This window comes from Dietzia natronolimnaea, from assembly GCF_002289575.1.
GTDB lineage: Bacteria > Actinomycetota > Actinomycetes > Mycobacteriales > Mycobacteriaceae > Dietzia > Dietzia natronolimnaea_A.
Genome location: NZ_NTGA01000039.1, coordinates 1 through 18,804 on the forward strand (window position 1 = coordinate 1; position 18,804 = coordinate 18,804).

Annotated in this window: 19 protein-coding genes, 1 tRNA gene, 1 rRNA gene and 1 pseudogene; 1 reads left to right on the forward strand and 21 read right to left on the reverse strand. The window is 71.0% G+C overall.

The window, feature by feature from the left end; genetic code table 11:
- Positions 1-323: pseudogene (locus tag CEY15_RS18620) on the reverse strand (hypothetical protein); the annotation flags it as partial.
- Positions 324-336: 13 nt separating this feature from the next.
- Positions 337-540 (reverse strand): hypothetical protein, encoded by a 204-nt coding sequence (locus CEY15_RS16605; RefSeq protein ID WP_095719358.1) that lies wholly within the window; start codon positions 538-540, stop codon positions 337-339.
- Between the two features lie 122 nt (positions 541-662).
- On the opposite strand from CEY15_RS16605, the gene CEY15_RS16610 reads away from it, so the two are divergent.
- Entirely contained in the window at positions 663-1,397 is a 735-nt protein-coding gene (locus CEY15_RS16610; protein ID WP_245847689.1) for a hypothetical protein, read from the forward strand.
- A gap of 159 nt (positions 1,398-1,556) precedes the next feature.
- Here CEY15_RS16610 and CEY15_RS16615 read toward each other — a convergent pair.
- The 19 genes from CEY15_RS16615 to rrf form a co-directional block, all read right to left on the reverse strand.
- A tRNA-Pro gene (locus CEY15_RS16615) sits at positions 1,557-1,630 on the reverse strand.
- Positions 1,631-1,701: 71 nt separating this feature from the next.
- The gene (gene der / locus CEY15_RS16620) at positions 1,702-3,159 is read right to left on the reverse strand and encodes a ribosome biogenesis GTPase Der (RefSeq protein WP_095719359.1); all 1,458 of its coding nucleotides are present in this window, start codon (positions 3,157-3,159) and stop codon (positions 1,702-1,704) included.
- On the reverse strand, positions 3,156-3,890 hold the full coding sequence (gene cmk / locus CEY15_RS16625; protein WP_095719360.1) for a (d)CMP kinase: 735 nt from the start codon (positions 3,888-3,890) through the stop codon (positions 3,156-3,158). The genes der and cmk overlap by 4 nt, the downstream gene beginning before the upstream one ends.
- A complete protein-coding gene (locus tag CEY15_RS16630; RefSeq protein WP_095719361.1) occupies positions 3,887-4,645 on the reverse strand; it encodes a pseudouridine synthase in 759 nt (252 codons plus the stop codon). The genes cmk and CEY15_RS16630 overlap by 4 nt, the downstream gene beginning before the upstream one ends.
- A 7-nt stretch (positions 4,646-4,652) precedes the next feature.
- Positions 4,653-5,354, reverse strand: a complete 702-nt coding sequence (gene scpB, locus CEY15_RS16635; RefSeq protein WP_095719362.1) for an SMC-Scp complex subunit ScpB — start codon at positions 5,352-5,354, stop codon at positions 4,653-4,655.
- On the reverse strand, positions 5,345-6,190 hold the full coding sequence (locus CEY15_RS16640) for a segregation and condensation protein A (protein WP_375544365.1): 846 nt from the start codon (positions 6,188-6,190) through the stop codon (positions 5,345-5,347). Before CEY15_RS16640 ends, scpB begins: the two co-directional genes overlap by 10 nt.
- Entirely contained in the window at positions 6,187-7,062 is an 876-nt protein-coding gene (locus tag CEY15_RS16645; protein WP_095719374.1) for a ParA family protein, read from the reverse strand. Before CEY15_RS16645 ends, CEY15_RS16640 begins: the two co-directional genes overlap by 4 nt.
- 75 nt (positions 7,063-7,137) lie before the next feature.
- Positions 7,138-8,088: a tyrosine recombinase gene (locus CEY15_RS16650; RefSeq protein WP_095719364.1), complete on the reverse strand. Its 951-nt coding sequence runs from the start codon at positions 8,086-8,088 to the stop codon at positions 7,138-7,140.
- 35 nt (positions 8,089-8,123) lie between these two features.
- Entirely contained in the window at positions 8,124-8,693 is a 570-nt protein-coding gene (locus CEY15_RS16655) for an NUDIX domain-containing protein (protein WP_095719365.1), read from the reverse strand.
- Between the two features lie 5 nt (positions 8,694-8,698).
- Positions 8,699-10,510, reverse strand: a complete 1,812-nt coding sequence (locus CEY15_RS16660) for a CTP synthase (RefSeq protein ID WP_095719366.1) — start codon at positions 10,508-10,510, stop codon at positions 8,699-8,701.
- A 76-nt stretch (positions 10,511-10,586) separates the two neighbouring features.
- The gene (locus tag CEY15_RS16665; RefSeq protein ID WP_241730481.1) at positions 10,587-11,519 is read right to left on the reverse strand and encodes a copper transporter; all 933 of its coding nucleotides are present in this window, start codon (positions 11,517-11,519) and stop codon (positions 10,587-10,589) included.
- Positions 11,516-12,688 carry a putative cytokinetic ring protein SteA gene (gene steA, locus CEY15_RS16670; protein WP_095719368.1) on the reverse strand — a complete coding sequence of 391 codons (1,173 nt, stop codon included), beginning with the start codon at positions 12,686-12,688 and terminating at the stop codon, positions 11,516-11,518. The genes CEY15_RS16665 and steA overlap by 4 nt, the downstream gene beginning before the upstream one ends.
- Positions 12,689-12,747: 59 nt before the next feature.
- Entirely contained in the window at positions 12,748-14,493 is a 1,746-nt protein-coding gene (recN, locus tag CEY15_RS16675) for a DNA repair protein RecN (protein ID WP_095719369.1), read from the reverse strand.
- 9 nt (positions 14,494-14,502) lie between these two features.
- Positions 14,503-15,432: an NAD kinase gene (locus tag CEY15_RS16680; protein ID WP_095719370.1), complete on the reverse strand. Its 930-nt coding sequence runs from the start codon at positions 15,430-15,432 to the stop codon at positions 14,503-14,505.
- Positions 15,429-16,247 (reverse strand): TlyA family RNA methyltransferase, encoded by an 819-nt coding sequence (locus tag CEY15_RS16685; protein ID WP_095719371.1) that lies wholly within the window; start codon positions 16,245-16,247, stop codon positions 15,429-15,431. The genes CEY15_RS16680 and CEY15_RS16685 overlap by 4 nt, the downstream gene beginning before the upstream one ends.
- Positions 16,247-16,462: a hypothetical protein gene (locus CEY15_RS16690; protein ID WP_245847690.1), complete on the reverse strand. Its 216-nt coding sequence runs from the start codon at positions 16,460-16,462 to the stop codon at positions 16,247-16,249. The genes CEY15_RS16685 and CEY15_RS16690 overlap by 1 nt, the downstream gene beginning before the upstream one ends.
- A gap of 10 nt (positions 16,463-16,472) precedes the next feature.
- Positions 16,473-17,471, reverse strand: coding sequence for an HAD-IIA family hydrolase (locus CEY15_RS16695; RefSeq protein WP_245847691.1), 999 nt, complete (start codon positions 17,469-17,471; stop codon positions 16,473-16,475).
- 5 nt (positions 17,472-17,476) lie between these two features.
- Positions 17,477-18,535 carry a hypothetical protein gene (locus tag CEY15_RS18625; protein ID WP_217987117.1) on the reverse strand — a complete coding sequence of 353 codons (1,059 nt, stop codon included), beginning with the start codon at positions 18,533-18,535 and terminating at the stop codon, positions 17,477-17,479.
- A gap of 108 nt (positions 18,536-18,643) precedes the next feature.
- Positions 18,644-18,760: ribosomal RNA gene (gene rrf / locus CEY15_RS16705) — 5S ribosomal RNA — on the reverse strand.
- Positions 18,761-18,804: the final 44 nt, after the last annotated feature.

Consider the following 18,804-nt stretch of genomic DNA (forward strand, 5'->3'; position numbering starts at 1 on the left):
GAAAGCCGCACATCCCCGTGAATCACCGGGGCTAGTGGTTCGGTTCCCTCATAGGTCATCCGGACGATTCCGCCATCCGCGTCCGCGACGTCGGGGGGTAGCGGGACGACCGCCTCGCCCTCGCCTGACGCCTCCACGGCATCGAAGCTCCCATACCGCTCGTCCGCGCTCTCTGCCGCAGAGCTGTCGGCGGAGGCCGGTGACGGCGACGAGGACGCCCCGGGGTCGCCGGGCGACGGGGAATCACCCGAACATCCGACGAGAAGCGCGGCGAGCGCCACCACCGACCCGGCGGCGAGACGGCCGCGTGGAGATCCGACCATCACCACTCGTCGATCAACCCCTCAGATTCCACATCACGCGTGACGTGAGGAACACCTCGTTGTAGACGCCGATAACCGCCAACTGCTCGGTCACGTCGCCGCGACGGAGGATCGCCGCCCTCTCGTAGCGTGCCATACCGAGGGCGCTCGTAGCGTTCCCACCGAGTACGGCTTCCGTGCCGGAGTCGCGGAGCAGTTCGATCTCCTCGACGGCCACACCCGGGACACCTCCGGAACAGCCTTTGACCAGATATTCTGACCTTCCCAGCGGGTCCGCCTCCCGCGTCCCGGACCACCTTCCCGACGATTCGGTTGCGCACCCCCGGAGAAGGAAGAGTCATGTCCTCTACACCCGAGTTCGACAACTCCCCGACACGCTCCGCCGCCTCGAAAGCTCGCGTCCGAATCACCGCGTGGCCCCTCTGGGCCGTGCTGTCCGGTATCGCGGGAACGATCGGCACAGTCGCCACAGACCTTCGACCCGACGCCGGAACAGAGGCGATCGCCCACAACAGGGACCACGTTGTCGTCCCCGCCGACATGATCGGCCTCGACCCGACGCTGGCGCGCATCGGCTTCCTCGCCGGCCTCGTCTCGATCCTCGCCCTGGTCTTCTTCGCTGCCGCCTGGCGCCGACACGTCGAGCCCCTCGCGTTCCGCTCGACCGCCGCGTTCGCCGTGAGCATCGGGTTGATCGCGAGCGCCGGCGCGCTCATCCTCGGCTACGGATGGCGCGGCGCCCTGGCCAACTACCTCGGCCCGGAAGCCGGCCTGTACGACGAGGACGGACTGTTCGTCTACTACATGCTCACCGACTTCGGCGCATACATCCCCTGGACCGGGCTCATCGCATCCGCCCTCGCCCTGGCCTGGATGGCGTGGATGGATCGCAACGTCTCCCTCATCCTCGGCACGTTCTCCGCCGTGACAGGTATCGGAGCTCTCGGCGCCGTGGTCGCGTCCGGCGTCCCCGGCCTCCCCGGGATCTTCATGCCGATCTGGCTCGCCGTCACCGGAATCTGGCTCGCCGTCGGCCGCAGCCCCATCACGAACGCGGCGGAGGGCGCGATCTGAGCCGCCTCTGCCCGCAGAGCTGCCGGCGCCGATGAACGGACGGCGTCAGAGGTGCCTCCGCTCAGGTGGGTGATCCGCGGCGACGGCGTGCCCAGCAGTATCCGCTCCGGGAACGACGAAACCCCAGGTCAGATTTCTCTGACCTGGGGTTTGTCTCTGTCGGGCTGACAGGATTCGAACCTGCGACCCCTTGACCCCCAGTCAAGTGCGCTACCAAGCTGCGCCACAGCCCGCCCGCCACCGCGTCTCGCGCGGCGACTGGATCAGACTAGCGCACGCCTGTCGCAGCGCTCCAATCGCCTGGTCACTTGCGCTGTCGGCGCTCCTTGACGCGCACGTTCACCCGGACCGGGGAGCCGTCGAAGCCGAAGGTCTCGCGCAGCCGCCGCTCCAGGAACCGCCGGTAGCCGGCCTCCAGGAACCCGGTGGAGAAGAACACGAACGTGGGGGGCCGGGTGGTGGCCTGCGTACAGAAGCGGATCCGCGGCAGCTTCCCGCCCCGCATCGGCGGCGGGGTGGCGGCCACGACCTCGCTCATCCACGTATTGAGGGGACCGGTGGGGATGCGCTTGTCCCAGGAGTCGAGTGCGCCCTCCATCGCCGGCACCAGCTTGGCCAGGGCACGGCCCGTGGTGGCCGAGATGTTCACCCGGTACGCCCACGTGAGGATCTTGGACAGCTCCCTGTCGATCTCCTTGTCCAGGTCGTACCGGCGGTCCTCGTCCACCAGGTCCCACTTGTTGAAGGCGATCACCAGCGCCCGACCGGCATCGGCGACCATGGAGATGACCCGCAGGTCCTGTTCCGTGATCGGTTCGGAGGCGTCCAGCAGCAGCACCACGACCTCGGCGGCCTCGATGGCACCACGGGTGCGGAGCGAGGCGTAGTACTCGTGCCCGTAGGCCTGGTTGACCTTCCTCCGCAGACCGGCGGTGTCCACGAAGCGCCAGGTCTTGCCGCCCAACTCGACGAGCGAGTCCACCGGGTCGACGGTGGTGCCCGCGACGTTGTCGACCACCGACCTCTCCTCGCCGGTGAGCTTGTTGAGCAGGCTCGACTTGCCGACGTTGGGCTTGCCGACCAGCGCCACGCGCCGCGGCACGTCGGTCGTCTCACGCATCCGGGCCTTGGAGGGCAGCCGGCGGAGGATCTCGTCGAGCAGGTCGGCGGTGCCGCGGCCGTGTGCGGCGGAGATGGCGTAGGGCTGGTCGAGGCCCAGCCCCCAGAACTCGGCCGACTGCAGCTCGGCCTTCTCGCTGTCGACCTTGTTGACCGCCAGGATCACGGGGGTGTCCGAGCGGCGCAGGCTCTTGGCCACGGTCTCGTCCGCCGAGGTGATGCCCACGTTCCCGTCGCACACCAGGACGATGAGGTCGGCGGTGCCCATGGCGATCTCGGCCTGCTGGGCGATGGAGCGGTGCATGCCCTTGGCGTCCTGCTCCCACCCACCGGTGTCCTGCACCATGAAGGTGCGGCCGTTCCACAGGGCTTCATAGGAGACGCGGTCCCGGGTCACCCCGGGGACGTCCTCCACCACGGCCTCGCGACGACCGATGATCCGGTTGACCAGCGTGGACTTGCCCACATTGGGCCGTCCCACGATGGCGACGGTGGGCAGGATCTCCACCCCGTCGATCTCGGCGCCGATCTCGTCGGCCCACTCCTCGGCCACGGCGTCCCAGTCCGTGTCGTCGTTCCACGCGTCCTCGACGGTCTCCTCGACCGGACCCGTGGGGAGGTCGAAGTCCTCGTTGCTGCTCACTGTGTGTTCCCTTCTGCGGCGTCGCCGTGCGACGCGTCGGCGCCCTCCGCGAGTGCGACCAACCGGTCGAGCACCTCGTCGAGGGTGAGGTCTGAGGTGTCGATGACGATCGCGTCCTCGGCCGGCCGGAGCGGGCTCGCGGCGCGGGTGGAGTCCTTGCGGTCCCGCTCGATCACCGCGGCCAGCACCTCGTCGTAGTCGGCGTCACGGCCGGCGGCGCGATCCTGTTCGGTCCGGCGCCGGGCCCGGATCTCCGGGCTCGCGGTGAGATAGACCTTCACCTCGGCGTCGGGGAGCACCACCGTGCCGATGTCGCGGCCCTCGAGGACGACCGTGCCACCTCCGGAGGCCAGGCGCCGCTGGAGCCCGACCAGGTTGGCCCGGACCTCCGGGACGGCGGAGACCGCCGAGACGCCCGCGGTGACACGGGCGGTGCGGATCTCGTCGCTCACGTCCTCGCCGGCGAGGAGGATCCGCTCGGATCCCGCGTCGGTGCCGATCTCCATCGGCAGATCGGCGGACGTGGCGATCACCGCGGCGGCGTCCTCCGGGTCGATCCCGGCGCGCAGAACCTGCAGCGTGGCCACCCGGTACATCGCACCGGTGTCGAGGTACGCCCCACCGAGCCGCTCGGCGAGCGTCCGGGCGAGCGTCGACTTGCCGGTACCGGCGGGACCGTCGATCGCGATCCGTCGCCGCGGGACGCCGGCGGGTCCGGCCGGCGCGCTCACAGGCCCACCGCGGCGTAGAGATCCGAGACCTCTTTGCGGTTGAGCTTGCGGAAACTCCCCGCGCGCTGGTCGCCCAGCGCGACGGCGCCGAAGCGGATCCGCACCAGCGACTCGACGGGATACCCGACCTCGTCGAGGATCCGGCGGACGATGTGCTTACGCCCCTCGTGGAGCACCACCTTGACCAGCGAGCGTCCCTCGTGGACGTCGACGATCGCGAACTGGTCGACCTTGGCCGGGCCGTCCTCGAGCTCGATGCCCTCGCGTAGCTTCTTGCCGACGCCCTTGCCGACGACCCCCGTCACGGTGGCCATGTAGGTCTTGGAGACCTCGTAGGACGGGTGCATCAGACGGTGTGAGAGCTCGCCGTCGTTCGTCACCAACAGCAGCCCCTCGGTGTCGGCGTCCAGGCGGCCCACGTGGAAGAGCCGCTGTCCGGCGTCGACCCGGTCGGCGACCAGGTCGCCCACACAGGGCCGGCCCATGTCGTCCGACATGGTGGTGTGGTACCCGCGGGGCTTGTTCAGCGCCAGGTAGACCAGGTCGTCGTCGAGGACGATCCGGGTGCCGTCCACGCGGATCACCGCCGTGGTGGGATCGACCTTGACGCCCATCTCGCGCACGATCTTCCCGTTGACCTCCACCCGCCCTCGGGCGATGAGGTCCTCCGAGGCCCTGCGGGAGGCGATCCCGGCCTGTGCCAGGATCTTCTGGAGGCGGACCGGTGAGCCGTCTCGGCCAGCGGACTCAGTCATGAGTGCGTCACATCTCTTCGTTCTGGTGTTCATGGGCGGGGTCGGGCGCAGCGGTTCTGCGCCGCCCCAGGGGTATCCGCGGGTCCTCCGCGGGATCGTCGCTCATCTCGTCGACCAGGTCGACATCCGGCAGCAACGGGGCGATGTCCGGGAGCTCGTCGAGCGACGTCAGCCCCAATCTTTCCAGAAATAGCTCCGTGGTCCTATACAGGATGCCCCCGGTGTCCGTATCGGTGCCGCATTCCACGGCCAGACCGCGGGCCACGAGGGTCCGCATCACGCCGTCCACGTTGACCCCGCGGACGGCCGCCACGCGCGACCGTGTGACGGGTTGCCGGTAGGCGATCACCGCGAGGGTCTCGAGTGCCGCCCGGGTGAGGGTGGACCGGGTGCCGTCGGTGAGGAGGCGCTCCACGTACGGCGCGAACTCCCGACGCGTGTAGAGGCGCCACCCCTCGTCGGTCCGCCTCAGATCGATCCCGCTGCCCACCCTCGTGAGGTCGTCCCGCCACGCCCGCAGCTCGGCCGCCACCTCCGCGGGCGTCGAGCCCGCCGCCGCCGCCAGGGCTCCCTCGGCGGTCGGCTGGTCCACGACCAGCAGGAGCGCCTCGAGTCGGGCCCGCAACGGCGGGGCCCCGGGCTCGTCGAGCTCGTCGTCGTCCCCCTCCGGCCCCATCGCACGCGCGTCGTCGCCCTCCGTCACGTCCATTCGTCCCTCCCGCGTGTCACCTCGGCCGCCTCCTCGCCCGTCCAACTCACCAACAGGTCACCGAGCGCCTCGTCCTGGGCGAGCGCCACGGCGCGCGCCCTGTACAACTCCAACAGGGCGAGAAACCTGGCGACGACGACGAGGGAGTCTCCGCACCCGGAGACCAGCTCCCGGAAGTCGACCCACTGGCCCCGGCCCCGGAACCTCAGCAACTCCAGGACGCGGGCGGCCTGCTCGGGGACGGACACGGCCGGGGTGTGCACGTGCGAGACCCCCACCTCCTCCACCGGCCGGGGTCGGAACGCCACGGCGGCGATGGTGGCGAACTGTTCCACGTCGACGCCCAGCTCCACCTCGGGCAGCAGGTCCAGGAACTCCTCGTCCGGACCCGCCGTCCGCGGGTGGGAGTGGCGGGCGGTCCTGTCGAGCTCGGCGAACAACTCGGCCACCTGGCGGAACGCCCGGAACTGCAGGAGCCGGGCGAAGAGCAGGTCCCGCGCCTGGAGCAGGGCCAGATCCTCCAGGTCCTGGACCTCACCGGACGGCACGAGTCGTGCGGTCTTGAGGTCGAGCAGCGTGGCCGCCACCACCAGGAACTCGGTGACCTCCTCGAGGCCCGCCTCCCGGCCCAACTCGCGGGCGTGGGCGATGAACTCGTCGGTCACCGAGTGGAGGGCGACCTCGGTCACGTCGAGGCGACGCGAATCGATCAACTTCAGGAGCAGGTCGAACGGGCCGGTGAAGTTGGTCAGGTGGACTGTGAACGCACGCGGATCGGGTACCTCGGTGGCGTCGTCCCCCGGCGGGTGCCCGACCCCGGTCACCGGACCGCTCACCTGCCGCGCTGGATGACCTCGCGAGCCAGCGCCCGGTAGGCCTGCGCACCCGCAGATCTGGGCGCCCACGTGGTGATGGGTTCACCGGCGACGGTGGTCTCCGGGAACCGGACCGTCCGGGTGACGAGGGTGTCGAAGACCTGGTCACCGAACACCTCGACGACGCGGCCGAGGACGTCGCGGGCATGGACCGTCCGGCGGTCGAACATCGTGATCAGGATCCCGGTCAGGTGCAGACGCGGGTTGATCCGGTCGCGGACCTTGTCGATGGTGTCCGTCAACAGGGCGAGCCCACGCAGCGAGAAGTACTCGCACTCCATCGGGATCAACACGCCGTCCGAACAGGCCAGTGCGTTGACGGTGAGCAGCCCCAGTGACGGCTGGCAGTCGATCAGGACGTAGTCGTAGCGGTCGAGCACCGGGTACAGCGCGCGGCCCAGAGCCTGTTCGCGCCCCACCTCGTTGACCAGTTGGATCTCCGCGGCGGACAGGTCGATGTTGGCGGGGATGAGGTCCACCCCCTCCACCCGGGTCCGGACGAGCACCTCCTCCGTCGACACGGTGTTGTCCACCAGGAGGTTGTAGACCGTCAGATCCAGCTGGTGGTGCGGGATGCCCAGGCCCGCCGACAGCGCACCCTGGGGGTCGAGGTCCACGACGAGGACCCGGCGGCCGTACTTCGCGAGGGCGGCGGCCAGGTTGATCGTGCTGGTGGTCTTGCCGACCCCGCCCTTCTGGTTGCACATCGAGAGCACCATGGCGGGACCGTGCGAGGTGAGCGGCTGCGGTTCGGGGATCGCCGAGAAGCCCTCGCCGGCCGCCGGGTCGTCGGCGCCGAGCAGTTCCGCGCGGGAGAACAGTGCGGGATCCATGGTCCCAGAGTCCTCGGCCACCCGCGTCTCCTCTCGCTGCGTCGTCACCTGCGCTCAGGCCGGTCCCCGGTCACGTTACCGTGCCCGGGGGTGGCACTCGGCCCAGACCTCGCGGAGCGTGTCGACGGTGACGAGGGTGTAGACCTGCGTCGTGGTCACCGAGGCGTGCCCCAACAGCTCCTGGACCACCCGGATGTCCGCGCCGCCGTCCAACAAGTGGGTCGCGAAGGAGTGGCGGAAGGAGTGCGGCGAGACGTCGGTGCCGACCGACGCCCGCTCCGCGGCGGCGGCCACGACGTTCCACAGGGACTGCCGGGTGATACGGCCGCCACGGGCGTTGAGGAACAACGCCGGGCCGCCCCGGACCGCCAGTGCGGGACGGGCGCGCACCAGGTAGGCGCCGACCGCATCGCAGGCCGGACGCCCCACCGGGACCACCCGCTCCTTGCCCCCCTTCCCGCGCAGGATCACCGTTCCCCCGCCGGGGAGGTCGAGACCGTCGAGGTCGTCCACGTCGAGGCCCACGAGCTCGGCCGCCCGCGCGCCGGTCGCGTAGAGGAGTTCGAGCATCGCCCGGTCCCGTAATCGCGCGGGGTCGGTGTCCACCTCGGTTCCGCCGGCGGCTTCGATCACCGCGATGATCCGGTCCACGGGTAGCGCCTTGGGGAGCCGACGGGGTGGCCGCGGCGGGGTCACGGCCGCCGCGGCGTCGACACGGGTCACCCCGTCCCTGGTGGCGAACCGGTGAAGTCCCCGGACCGCCGCCAGGGCACGGGCGACCGAGCTGGGCGCGAGCGCCCGCCTGCCGAGGTCCGGGTCGGCGGTGGCGAGCCGCGCCCGGAACTCCTCGACATGGGATTCGGTGACCGCACCGAGGTCCCCGACGCCCGATTCCGCGAGGTACTTCCGGTATTTCTCGAGGTCACGACGGTAGGCGGCCAGGGTGTGGGCGGAGGCCCCCTGTTCGACGGCGAGGTGGTCGAGATATCCGCGGATCTGGAGCGCGGCGCCGTCCGACCGGGTCATCGCGGGACGGCCGGCGTCATCGCCAGGACCCGCCGTCAGCGCCCGGCGATCGACGCGCGCGCGGCGAGGATGCCGGCCACGGCGATGCCGTTGACGATCCGCCCGTCCAGGACGGCGTCCACAGCCACGGGGAACGGCATCCGGGCCACCTCCATGTCCGCCTCCTCGTGCATGGCCTCCGGCCGGGTCACCTCGCGCAGGCCCCTGGCCAGGAACACGTGGACGCGTTCGGTGCAGAATCCCGGCGACGGAACGATCGAGATCACAGGTTCCCAGGATCTCGCCTCCAGCCCGGTCTCCTCGACCAGTTCGCGCTGCGCGGTCTGGACCGGCTGTTCGCCGTCGACGTCGCACAGTCCGGCCGGCAGTTCCCAGAGCCGCTCCCCCACCGCGTGGCGGTACTGACGGACCAGCGTCACCTGATCGGAGTCATCGAGGGCGATGACCGCGACAGCGTCGTCGTGACCGCAGATCTCGCGGTCGGCGGTGCCCCCGCCCGGCATCGTGAGGGTGTCCACACGTAGCCGGACGATCCGGCCGTCGAAGACCTCCCGACTGGCGATGGTGCGGTACTCGTGCGACCCGGGGGCACCGGAGTCGGTCACTTCGATCAGCTCCCGTCCGAGCGGACGTCGGAGGTCAGCTCGGCATCGACGTCATCGGCACGCACGCTGGACGTCTTGGCGTCCGGAGCGGCGACGGTCGCGTGAGCGGACTCACCCGACTGGTCGGCCCGCCACGGCTCGACCGGAAGTCGCATCTCGTTCTCGTAGTCCAGGGCCGCCTTGATGAACGCGGCGAACAGCGGGTGGGGGCGTGTCGGCCGCGACTTGTACTCGGGGTGGGCCTGGGTGGCCACGAAGAAGGGGTGCTGCTCCGGCGGGTACTCGACGAACTCCACCAGGTGGCCGTCGGGCGAGGTGCCGGAGAACCGCAGGCCGGACTCGGCGACCTTGTCGCGGTAGGCGTTGTTGACCTCGAACCGGTGTCGGTGCCGTTCGGAGATCTCCGTGGCGCCGTACGCCTCCGCCACCAGGGACCCCTTGGTGAGCACGGCCGGGTACGCGCCCAGGCGCATCGTCCCGCCGAGATCGGCGTTGCCGGCCACGGCGTCGACCTGGTCCGCCATCGTGGAGATCACCGGATGCTCGGTGTCCGGCTCGAACTCACTGGACGAGGCCCCGTCGAGCCCGACCGACCGGGCCGCCTCGATGACCGAACACTGCAGGCCCAGACACAGTCCGAGCAACGGGATGCGGTTCTTCCGCGACCACGAGATGGCGCCCAGCTTGCCCTCGATCCCACGGATACCGAAACCGCCGGGGATCAGCATGCCGTCGACGCCCCGGAGGGCCTCCCGCGCGCCGGCCTCGGTGGCACAGGCGTCGGACTCCACCCACCGGATGTTGACCCTCGCCCGGTGGGCGAACCCGCCTGCGCGCAGGGCCTCGGTCACCGACAGATAGGCGTCGGGCAGGTCGATGTACTTGCCCACCAGGGCGATCTCGACCTCCTCGCGCGGTTCGTGGACTCGCTTGAGGAGTTCACCCCACACGGTCCAGTCGACGTCCCGGAAGGGCAGGTTGAGCTTGCGGATGACGTGGGTGTCGAGATGCTCACCGAAGAGCACCTTCGGGATGTCGTAGATGCTCGGGGCGTCGGGGGTGGAGACCACGCCCTCGAGGTCCACGTCGCACATGAGCGCGATCTTGGACTTGAGCCCGTCCGGCACCTCGCGGTCGCACCGCAGGACGAGGCCGTCCGGGACGATACCGATGGACCGCAGCGCCGCCACGGAGTGCTGGGTGGGCTTGGTCTTGAGCTCACCCGACGGTGCGAGGTACGGGACCAGTGAGACGTGGAGGAAGAAGATGTTCTCGCGTCCGACCTCGTGGCGGACCTGCCGGCAGGCCTCCAGGAAGGGCTGGGACTCGATGTCGCCGACCGTGCCACCGACCTCGGTGATCACCACGTCGGGGCGGCGGCCCTGCTCATCGGGCGCGCCCATCGCGATGATGCGTTCCTTGATCGCGTCGGTGATGTGCGGGATCACCTGGACGGTGTCCCCGAGGTACTCGCCGCGACGCTCCTTGGCGATGACGGCCGAGTACACCTGGCCGGTCGTGACGTTGGCGTTGGCGCTCAGGTCGCGGTCGAGGAAGCGCTCGTAGTGCCCCAGGTCGAGGTCGGCCTCCGCACCGTCCTCGGTGACGAACACCTCCCCGTGCTGGAACGGGTTCATCGTCCCCGGGTCCACGTTGATGTACGGGTCCAGCTTCTGCATGGTCACGCGGAGTCCGCGCGCGGTCAGAAGCTGCCCCAGGCTGGAGGCGGTGAGCCCCTTACCCAGCGACGACGCCACGCCACCGGTGACGAAGATGTGCTTGGTCGCGGACCGCGATGCGGCTCGGTTCAGTGCCAAGGGGACTCCCGTGTCCAGACGCCGGAATGGATGAATGCTGGTGTGGCTCCGGTGCACCCCACGGGGCTTCAGGCTATCACCGAGCGGGCGCGGTGGGGAGCGACGGCACCGCCGCGGTCGCATCCGGGCGCAGCCCGTAGTGTCCCTGACCCCGCGCGAGCTGCTCCGCCAGCGCGAGCCCCGTGGCCAGCCGGCCGGAGTCCGAGCCCGCGGAGTCGACGGTCGAGACACCGTCCTCGCCGGAGGAGCGCAGCACGGTGACCGCGTCGTACCCCTGAGCGCCCGTGAGTTCGGCCGACACGACCGCTCCCGCGCCCTCGCGGTCCAGGGTCCGCGCGAACGAGGCCACCCGGACCGCGGTCGACTCGGCCTCGCCGGGGCCTGTGACGACCAGCGCCAGCTGACCTGGTCTCAGGGTGCCGGGTTCGAACTCGACGAGTCCCGCGTCCGACAGGGTGGTGAGGACCGTCTCGCGGTCGTCGTCGTCGAGGTGTGGTTCCGCGTCCTCGGTCCGCAGCAACCCGGCACGGCCCACGGCGGTACCCAGTTGGGTCCCCAGGTCCGCATCGGTGGCCGGCGCGTCTCCGATCGGCAGGTTGGCCACGAGTGCCTGGACCTCGGCGTCGGCATCCGGGTCGACGGCCTTGTCGGTGAGTGTCACCCGTCCTGCGGCGATGCCGCCGGCCGCACCGATGACGTCGACGGCGGCGCTGACGTCCTCGTCGGACGCCCCGGGGGCCACCACGACCAGCACGGGGCGATCCTCGAGGGTGCCGTCCAGTACCGGCCGGGCGAGCTCACCGGCCATGTCGTCGAGCCGGTCGACGGCGAGTCGCCGTTCGGCCGACTCGGCCCGGGTCGACTCGAGTTGCGCCGCCGTCGTCTCCTCGCGGTCGACCACCGCGTCCCGGATCGACGTCGCCACGGACGTCGACCCCAGGACCACCCCCAGCCCCAGGGCCAGGAACACGGCGACCAGCGTGAGAACGTGGCGACGCAGAGAGATCAACGGACGAGCCCCTGGACCCAGAGGGCGAAGGTGTTCCATGCGTCGATGGCCCAGATGAGCAGGTCCTGGGCGGAGTCGCGGGCGACCACCACCGCGGCCACCGCGATGAGCGCCGCGAGCACCACGAGGGCCAGCCCGATCCCGGCACCTCGCGAGCGGTACAGAGTCGCACACGCGTCGGCGTGGACGAGGCGGGACGACACGGCGGTGTCGACCATGGTCGACGACGGTGCGGAGGAGGCGCCGAACGCGTTCTCGAGTCCGCGGTCGTCGCCGGTCACCACGATCATCTCGGCTCCGCCGTGGAAGGCCAGCAGCAGGGCCATGTCGCGTGCGGTCGCCGCGGCGGGGAACGTGGTGGCCCCCACGCCCAGCTCCGTGACCCGCTCGAGCCCCTCGGCCCTGCCGTCGCGATCCGCCGGCACGACCAGGACCGCGCCGTCCGTGAGCACCTCGTCGGAGACCCCGGTGGGGGTCGCGACCACGACGTCGGCGGAGATCCGGGCCGCACGCAGCAGTTCGGCCCCCCCGTCCACACCCACGACCAGCGGTCGGTACTCCTTCATGAAGGGCTTGAGATCGGAGAGCTGCGCCTCCGAGGCCCGGTCCCCGGTCACCACCACCACGTGGCGACCGGTGAAGTCCACGTCGATCCCGGGAAGGCCCTCGCCGTCGAGGAGCAACTGGTGCTCGAGGCTGAGGAACTCCGTGGCGTTGGCCAGGTGCGCCAGCGCGGACTCGACGTACCCGTTCTCCGCGGCGTGGACCTCGGAGAGGAGGGTCTCGGGGCCGACCTCACGGCCGGTGGCCAGCTGGCCCTCGGTCTTGACCGAGTAGACCACGCCCTCGTCGATGCGGACCCGGGTCCCGTCCTCGACCTCGGCGAGGTCCGCGTCCTCGATGACGGGGATGGTCGACGAGGCGAGGATCCGGAACGCGGCACGGGGCAGCATCTCCTCACCGGGGCGCGGCACGTGGACGACGGCGGCGACATCGGCCTCGACGACGGCGCGGGCGGTGGCCGCCGACGTCCGGTTGAGGTCGAGCACGGCGACGTCCTTGGAGCCGAGCTTGCGGGGGACCGGTGATCCCGCCCGGACCTGGCGGACGGTACCGACCACACCGGCGAGATCGTTGGAGCGGCGACTGAGCAGACCCGTCATCTTCATGTGCCCGAGTATCACGCGTGTGATTCGAGTGACGAGGGAGGTCGGTTCGGCGTGTCGGATTAACGGTCGACTTGAGCTTGAGACTTCTCCGACTGCGCCTTCCCGAGGAGCTCCTCGGCATGCGCGAGACCGGTGTCGGTGTCCTCCATCCCGGCGAGCATCCGCGCGAGTTCGATGACCCTGTCCGAGTCGTCGACCGCGCGCACACCGGACACGACACCGTCCCCACCCGTGGAGTCCGCGGCCTTGTGGATCACGAGGTGCGTGTCCGCGTACGCGGCGACCTGCGCGAGGTGGGTCACGGCGATCACCTGGTGGGTCCTGGCCAACCTGGCCAGACGCTTGCCGATGCTCAGCGCGGCGCGTCCACCCACTCCTGCGTCCACCTCGTCGAACACCAACGTCCCGCCACCGGAACGTTCCGCCAGGACGACCTCCAGGGCCAGCATCACCCTGGACAGCTCGCCGCCGGAGGCGCCCCGGCCCAACGGGACGACCCCCGACGGCCCGTCGAGAGCCAGTTCCACGTCGTCCAGGCCGGACTCCGTCGCGGCGGCGAGGCCGTCCCCGGCAGGGGTGACCCTGACGACCAGCCCGGCTCCGCCCATGGACAGCTCGGCCAGCTCCGAGGTGACGCGTCGTGCCAGGTCCTCCCCCGCCGCCCTGCGGATGGCGGTGAGCTCGGCCCCCCGCTCCTCCAGCTCGAGGGCGAGCCTCGCGACCGTGGCCGTGAGGTCGGCCACAGCGGAGTCGGAGGTGTCCACCTCGGACAGGCGGATGCGCGCCTTCGCGGCCCATTCGATCACGTCGTCCACGTCGGTCCCGTACTTCCGGGTGAGCGCCCTGAGATCATGCCGTCTCTCGAGTGCCGCATCGAGGTCGGCCGCGTCCACCGGGAGTTCGGCCAGGTAGAGGCCGAGCTCGGTCGCGGCGTCCCCCAGCGCGGCGACGGCCTGGTCGATACTCGTGGCGATGGGATCCAGGGCGGGGTCCCCCGCCCCCGCGAGCCGCTGCCGCAACTGGTCCAGGACGTTGACGACCGGCTCCGCGGTCTCTCCGTCTCCCGTCAGGGTCTCGTGCGCCTGCCCGGCCACCTCACGCAACTCCTCCGAGTCGGTGAGACGCCGGATGACCGCGTCGAGCTCGGCCTCCTCCCCCGGTCTGGGGTCCAGGGCGTCGATCTCGTCGAGCCCGTGGCGCAGCAGGTCGGCCTCGCGGGCCAGCTCGCGGGCGCGCCCCGTGCGCTCTGCCAGCGACCTCTCGGCCTCACGCCACCGGTGGAAGGTCTCCCGGTATGCCCTGAGTGCGACCCGCGCCCGCTCGCCCCCGTGGGAGTCGACCGCCTCGCGCTGCCGGTCAGGACGCAGGAGCCGGAGCTGGTCGTTCTGACCGTGGACCGCGAGTACCGGGGAACAGAACCGGGCCAGGGTGCCGGCGGGCACCGACCGACCACCCAACCGGGCCCGGGAGCGTCCGTCGGCACCGACCCGGCGGGCCGCGATCACCGTCCCGTCCTCGTCGAGCTCAACGTCCGCCTCCTCGAGGAGTCTGTCGAGCTGGTCTCTGTCCTCGGAAGCCATCGTCGCCGCGGCGGCCAGGTCGAACCGCCCCTCCACCACGGCCTTGTCGGCACCGCGGCGAACCCGGCCCGGATCGGCGCGCCCCCCGGCCAGAAGCCTCAGACCGGTGACGACCATGGTCTTGCCGGCGCCGGTCTCACCGGTCAGGACCGACAGGCCCGGGGCGAAATCGGCCACGGCCTCGTCGATGACGCCGAGTCCGCTGATCCGAAGTTCCGTGAGCACGCACCCACCCTAGGGGAGGGGGCGGGCGGCGGACCGGCCACGCCACCCGGTCACCGGGAGTTCGAACTTGGTCACCAGTCGGTCCGTGAACGGTGAGTCGTCCAATCGCACCCACTTGACCGGCCTCCGGCCGCGCACCACCTCCACGCGGCTACCGGCGGGGGCGTCGACCAGCCGCCGCCCGTCGAGCACGACCACCGCGGGCCCCGACCGGGTCCCGGTCTCCACGGCGACACGCGAACTCGGCGCCACCACCATGGGCCGGGCGAACAGGGCATGGGCGTTGTTCGGGACCACCAGGATCGCGTCGAGCTCCGGCCAGACGATCGGCCCTCCCGCGGAGAACGCGTAGGCCGTCGACCCGGTCGGGGTCGACACGAGCATGCCGTCGCACCCGTAGTCGCTCACCGGTCGCCCATCGATCTCGACCGACGCCTCGAGGACGCCCTGCCGGGAGACCTTCTCGATACTCACCTCGTTGAGCGCCCAGTCGTGGCCGAGGACGGTGTCCCCGTGCATGACGGTGGCCTCGACCGTCATGCGCTCGACCACCCGGTAGTCCCGGTCGGCGATCTGTTCGACGACCCCGTGCAGCGAGGAGACCTCCGACTCGGCGAGGAACCCGACATGCCCGAGGTTGACCCCCAGCACCGGCACATCGGCCGCGGTGGCGTACTGACACGCCCGCAGGAACGTCCCGTCCCCACCCAGGACCAGGACGAGCTCGCACCCGTCGGCGGCGTGCGGAGTGTCGGCGACCGACTCCACGCCCGTCCCCGTGGCGACGTTCTCACTCGTGTCGGCGAGCATGCGCACCGCGATCCCCCGGTTCGCGCAGGCGTCGACGACCTGGGCGACGATGGCGACGATGTCCGGCCGCTCGATATTGGCCTCGAGCAGGATCCGGCGGGGCGTCCCCTGACCTGTGATGTCCGTCATCTCGGCCCCTCCTCCACGGCGCGGTGGATGGCGTCCGACGCCTGGAGGGTCAGCTCCACCGGGGCGCCCGACCCGGTCTTGCGGAGATGGAGGAAGTACTCGACGTTCCCGGACGGCCCCGGGAGCGGGCTGGCCACGCAGCCGAGGGCCTCCAGCCCGAGCGCCGCAGCGGCGCGCGCGACACCCGTGACCGCCTCGATCCGGAGGGCGGGGTCGCGGACGACGCCACCCTGGCCGACCCGCTCGCGGCCCACCTCGAACTGCGGTTTGACCATCGGCAGCAGATCCCCTCCGGTGCGGACGCACGCGGTCAGTGCGGGCAGGACGAGCGGGAGGGAGATGAAGGAGAGGTCCGAGACCACCACGTCCACCTCGCCCCCGATGTCCTCGGGAGTGAGGGATCGCACGTTGGTCTTGTCGTGGACCCCGACGCGACCGTCGCTGCGCAGGCGCCACACGAGTTGCCCGTAGCCCACGTCCACCGCCTCGACACGGGCGGCACCACGTGAGAGCAGAACGTCGGTGAAGCCTCCCGTGGAGGCACCGGCGTCGAGACAGCGCGCACCGTCGACGCGCACACCGAAGGCGTCCAGCGCACCGATGAGTTTGTGGGCTCCCCGGGAGGCCCAGTCCGGTTCGTTCGACGCGGCGAGCGCGATCGAGGTGGTGGGCTCCACCTGGGTCGCGGGTTTGCTGGCCGCCACCCCGTTGACGATCACACGCCCGGATCCGATGAGGTCCCGGGCCCGTTCCCGACTGTCACACATCCTGCGGCGGACCAGCTCGGCGTCCAGGCGCCTCCGTGTGACCGCCATCAGCGGGCGGAATCCAGAGCGGAGAGCGCTCGGGCGAGCAGGTCATGAGCGGCGTCCAGGGCCCGGACCTGATCGTCGCGGACCACCCCGCCGTCATCGCCGTCGGCCGTCGACGGCCCGACGGAGTCGGCGAGGAGATCGTCGAACGCCGAGCGGAGCTCGTCGACGTCCGGGCCCACGGGGCCTGGAAGTGGTGTCGGTCCGGGAGTGCTCACACGGTCCACGCTAGCCCACGACGAGTCCCGCATCGGCGAGCCGCGACCGCGCACCGTCACCGGGATCCGCGAGTGCGGTCGCCCCGTGCAGCCACGCCTGACGGATGACGCTGCGCGCGAGGTCGACGCCACTCAGCGTCTCCGGGATCCCCTGCAGGTGAAGAGACCCGTCCAGCACCCTCGCGTCGAGTCCGGCGGCCGAGTCGATATGACTCGACTCGGGCGGCGCCGCGAGCGCCGAGAGGTCCCGGGCCAGATGAGTGGCGCGACGACGCTCCTCGGCGACCAGCAGGTCGGCCGTCCCGTGGACACCGGTCAGGACCAGAAGTGAGGGCATGTCGGCCGCGACCGCCCCTTCGATGTCGGTGTCGAGCCTGTCGCCGATGACCAGTGGACGCGTCGCGCCGACGAGGTCGGCGGCGGCCCTGAGCACCCCGGCGGCCGGCTTCCCCGCCACGACGGGTTCGCGGTCCGTCGCCGCACGAAGCGCCGCGACCAGCGAGCCGTTACCGGGGAGCAGGCCCCGCTCGGTGGGTAGCGTCGTGTCGGTGTTCGAGGCAACCCACGGAACCCCACGGCGGATCGCGAGGCACCCCTCGGCGAGGTCGCCCCAGGTCAGCTCGCGGGACAGCCCCTGGAGGACCACCTCCGGATGGTCGTCGGCCGAGAGGACGACCTCGTAGCCCGCCTCCCTGGCGAGGTCGCGGAAGCTGTCGTGACCCACCACGAGAACCCTCGCGCCGGCGTCGACGTGGTCGACCAACATCATCACCGCCGCCTGGGCACTCGTCATGACGTCGGACGCGCGGGCGGTGAAACCCAGGTCGCGGAGGTGCGACGCGGTGTCGGCGGGAGCGCGGCTCGCGTTGTTGGTCACGTAGACCACCGGGAGCCCCGAGGCGTCCAGTGCCTCGGCCGCGCCCGGTACGGGCTCGGAACCGCGGATGAGAGTCCCGTCGAGGTCCACGAGAAGTGCGTCGTGCAGATCCGACAGAGTGGCTGGTGACACCGGGGTCAGTCCTCGAGCTCCGCCAGGCGCGACTCCGCGTCCGTGTGATGGTCAGGGTCGGCCGCCACCGCATGGCCGAACCATGCGGCGGCCTCGTCCTTCCGACCGGACGCCAGCAGCACCTCCGCGTACGCGTAGTCCAACCGTGCCGCCTCCTCGCCCACCGCCGCCGGATCGGCTCCGGCGTCCTGGAGGGTCACCAGGGCGGCGTCGAGCTGGCCCATGTCCACCCGCGCACCGGCTTCGACGATGCGCAGTTCCACGAGGTCCTCACCGGAGACCTGGCGGGACTCCTCCCCCCGGGCGAGCTCGATGGCCTTCTGCGGGCGCTCGAGACCCCGCTCGCAGTCGGCCATCATCGCGAGCAGACCGGGACCTCCCGAGATCCGGCGGGCCGCACGCAGTTCGCCGAGGGCCTCGGACCACTCACGGGCCCGGTAGGCGAGCACTCCGAGGGTCTCCCGGACGACGCCTATCCGCCCGGCGCGATTCTTCGCGGCCCGCCCGTGGGCGAGGGCCAGCTCGGGGTCGTCGTCCACGAAATGCATCGCCGCGACCAGGTGCCGAGCCACCAGCTCGGCGTTCGCCTTGTCCAGCCCACGGAGGTCCCGCCTGATCTCCATGTCGAGATCCGCGGCCTCGATCTCGTCGGGGAGGGCCGGTTCGTCGACCCGCGCTGCCTGGCGGACGTCCTGACCGGGGCGACCGGCGGATCGCCGGTCGTCGAACTGTCGTCCGCCACCGCGCGACTCACCGCGGGACGCCCCACCGCGGCGGTCGGCGCCGGCGTCACCACGACCCTGCCCCGCACGCGGGGCGCCGGTCCGCTGACCCCCGGTCCGATTCGGGCCCCCGCCCCCGCGACCGGCCGGCGAGTCACCGGTACCGGCACGCCGCTGACCGGACTCTCCGGCGCCGGACCCGTCGTAGCGCTTGCCCCGGCGTTCACCGAAGGAACTGTTGTCCCGCCGACCACCGCTGGAGGCCCGGTCGCCCCTGCGCGGTACGTCACCATCGCCTCGTCGGGGAGTGCGATCTGGCTGTTCTGACCGGGGTTCGTTCACGTCGTTCACCTTACGTGCGCCGGGCTACCGGCACTGCTGTTGAAGTATGGAGCACAAATACGAACAGCGGGAGGAACATGAAGTCCCTCCCGCTGGTCATGAAGTTGTGTTCGGCGGTGACCTACTCTCCCACACCCTCACGAGTGCAGTACCATCGGCGCTGGCAGGCTTAGCTTCCGGGTTCGGAATGGGACCGGGCGTTTCCCTGCCGCTATGGCCGCCGTAACTCTGTGAAACAAGGCCCTGTCCACATCGACCGGAGTCGAGGG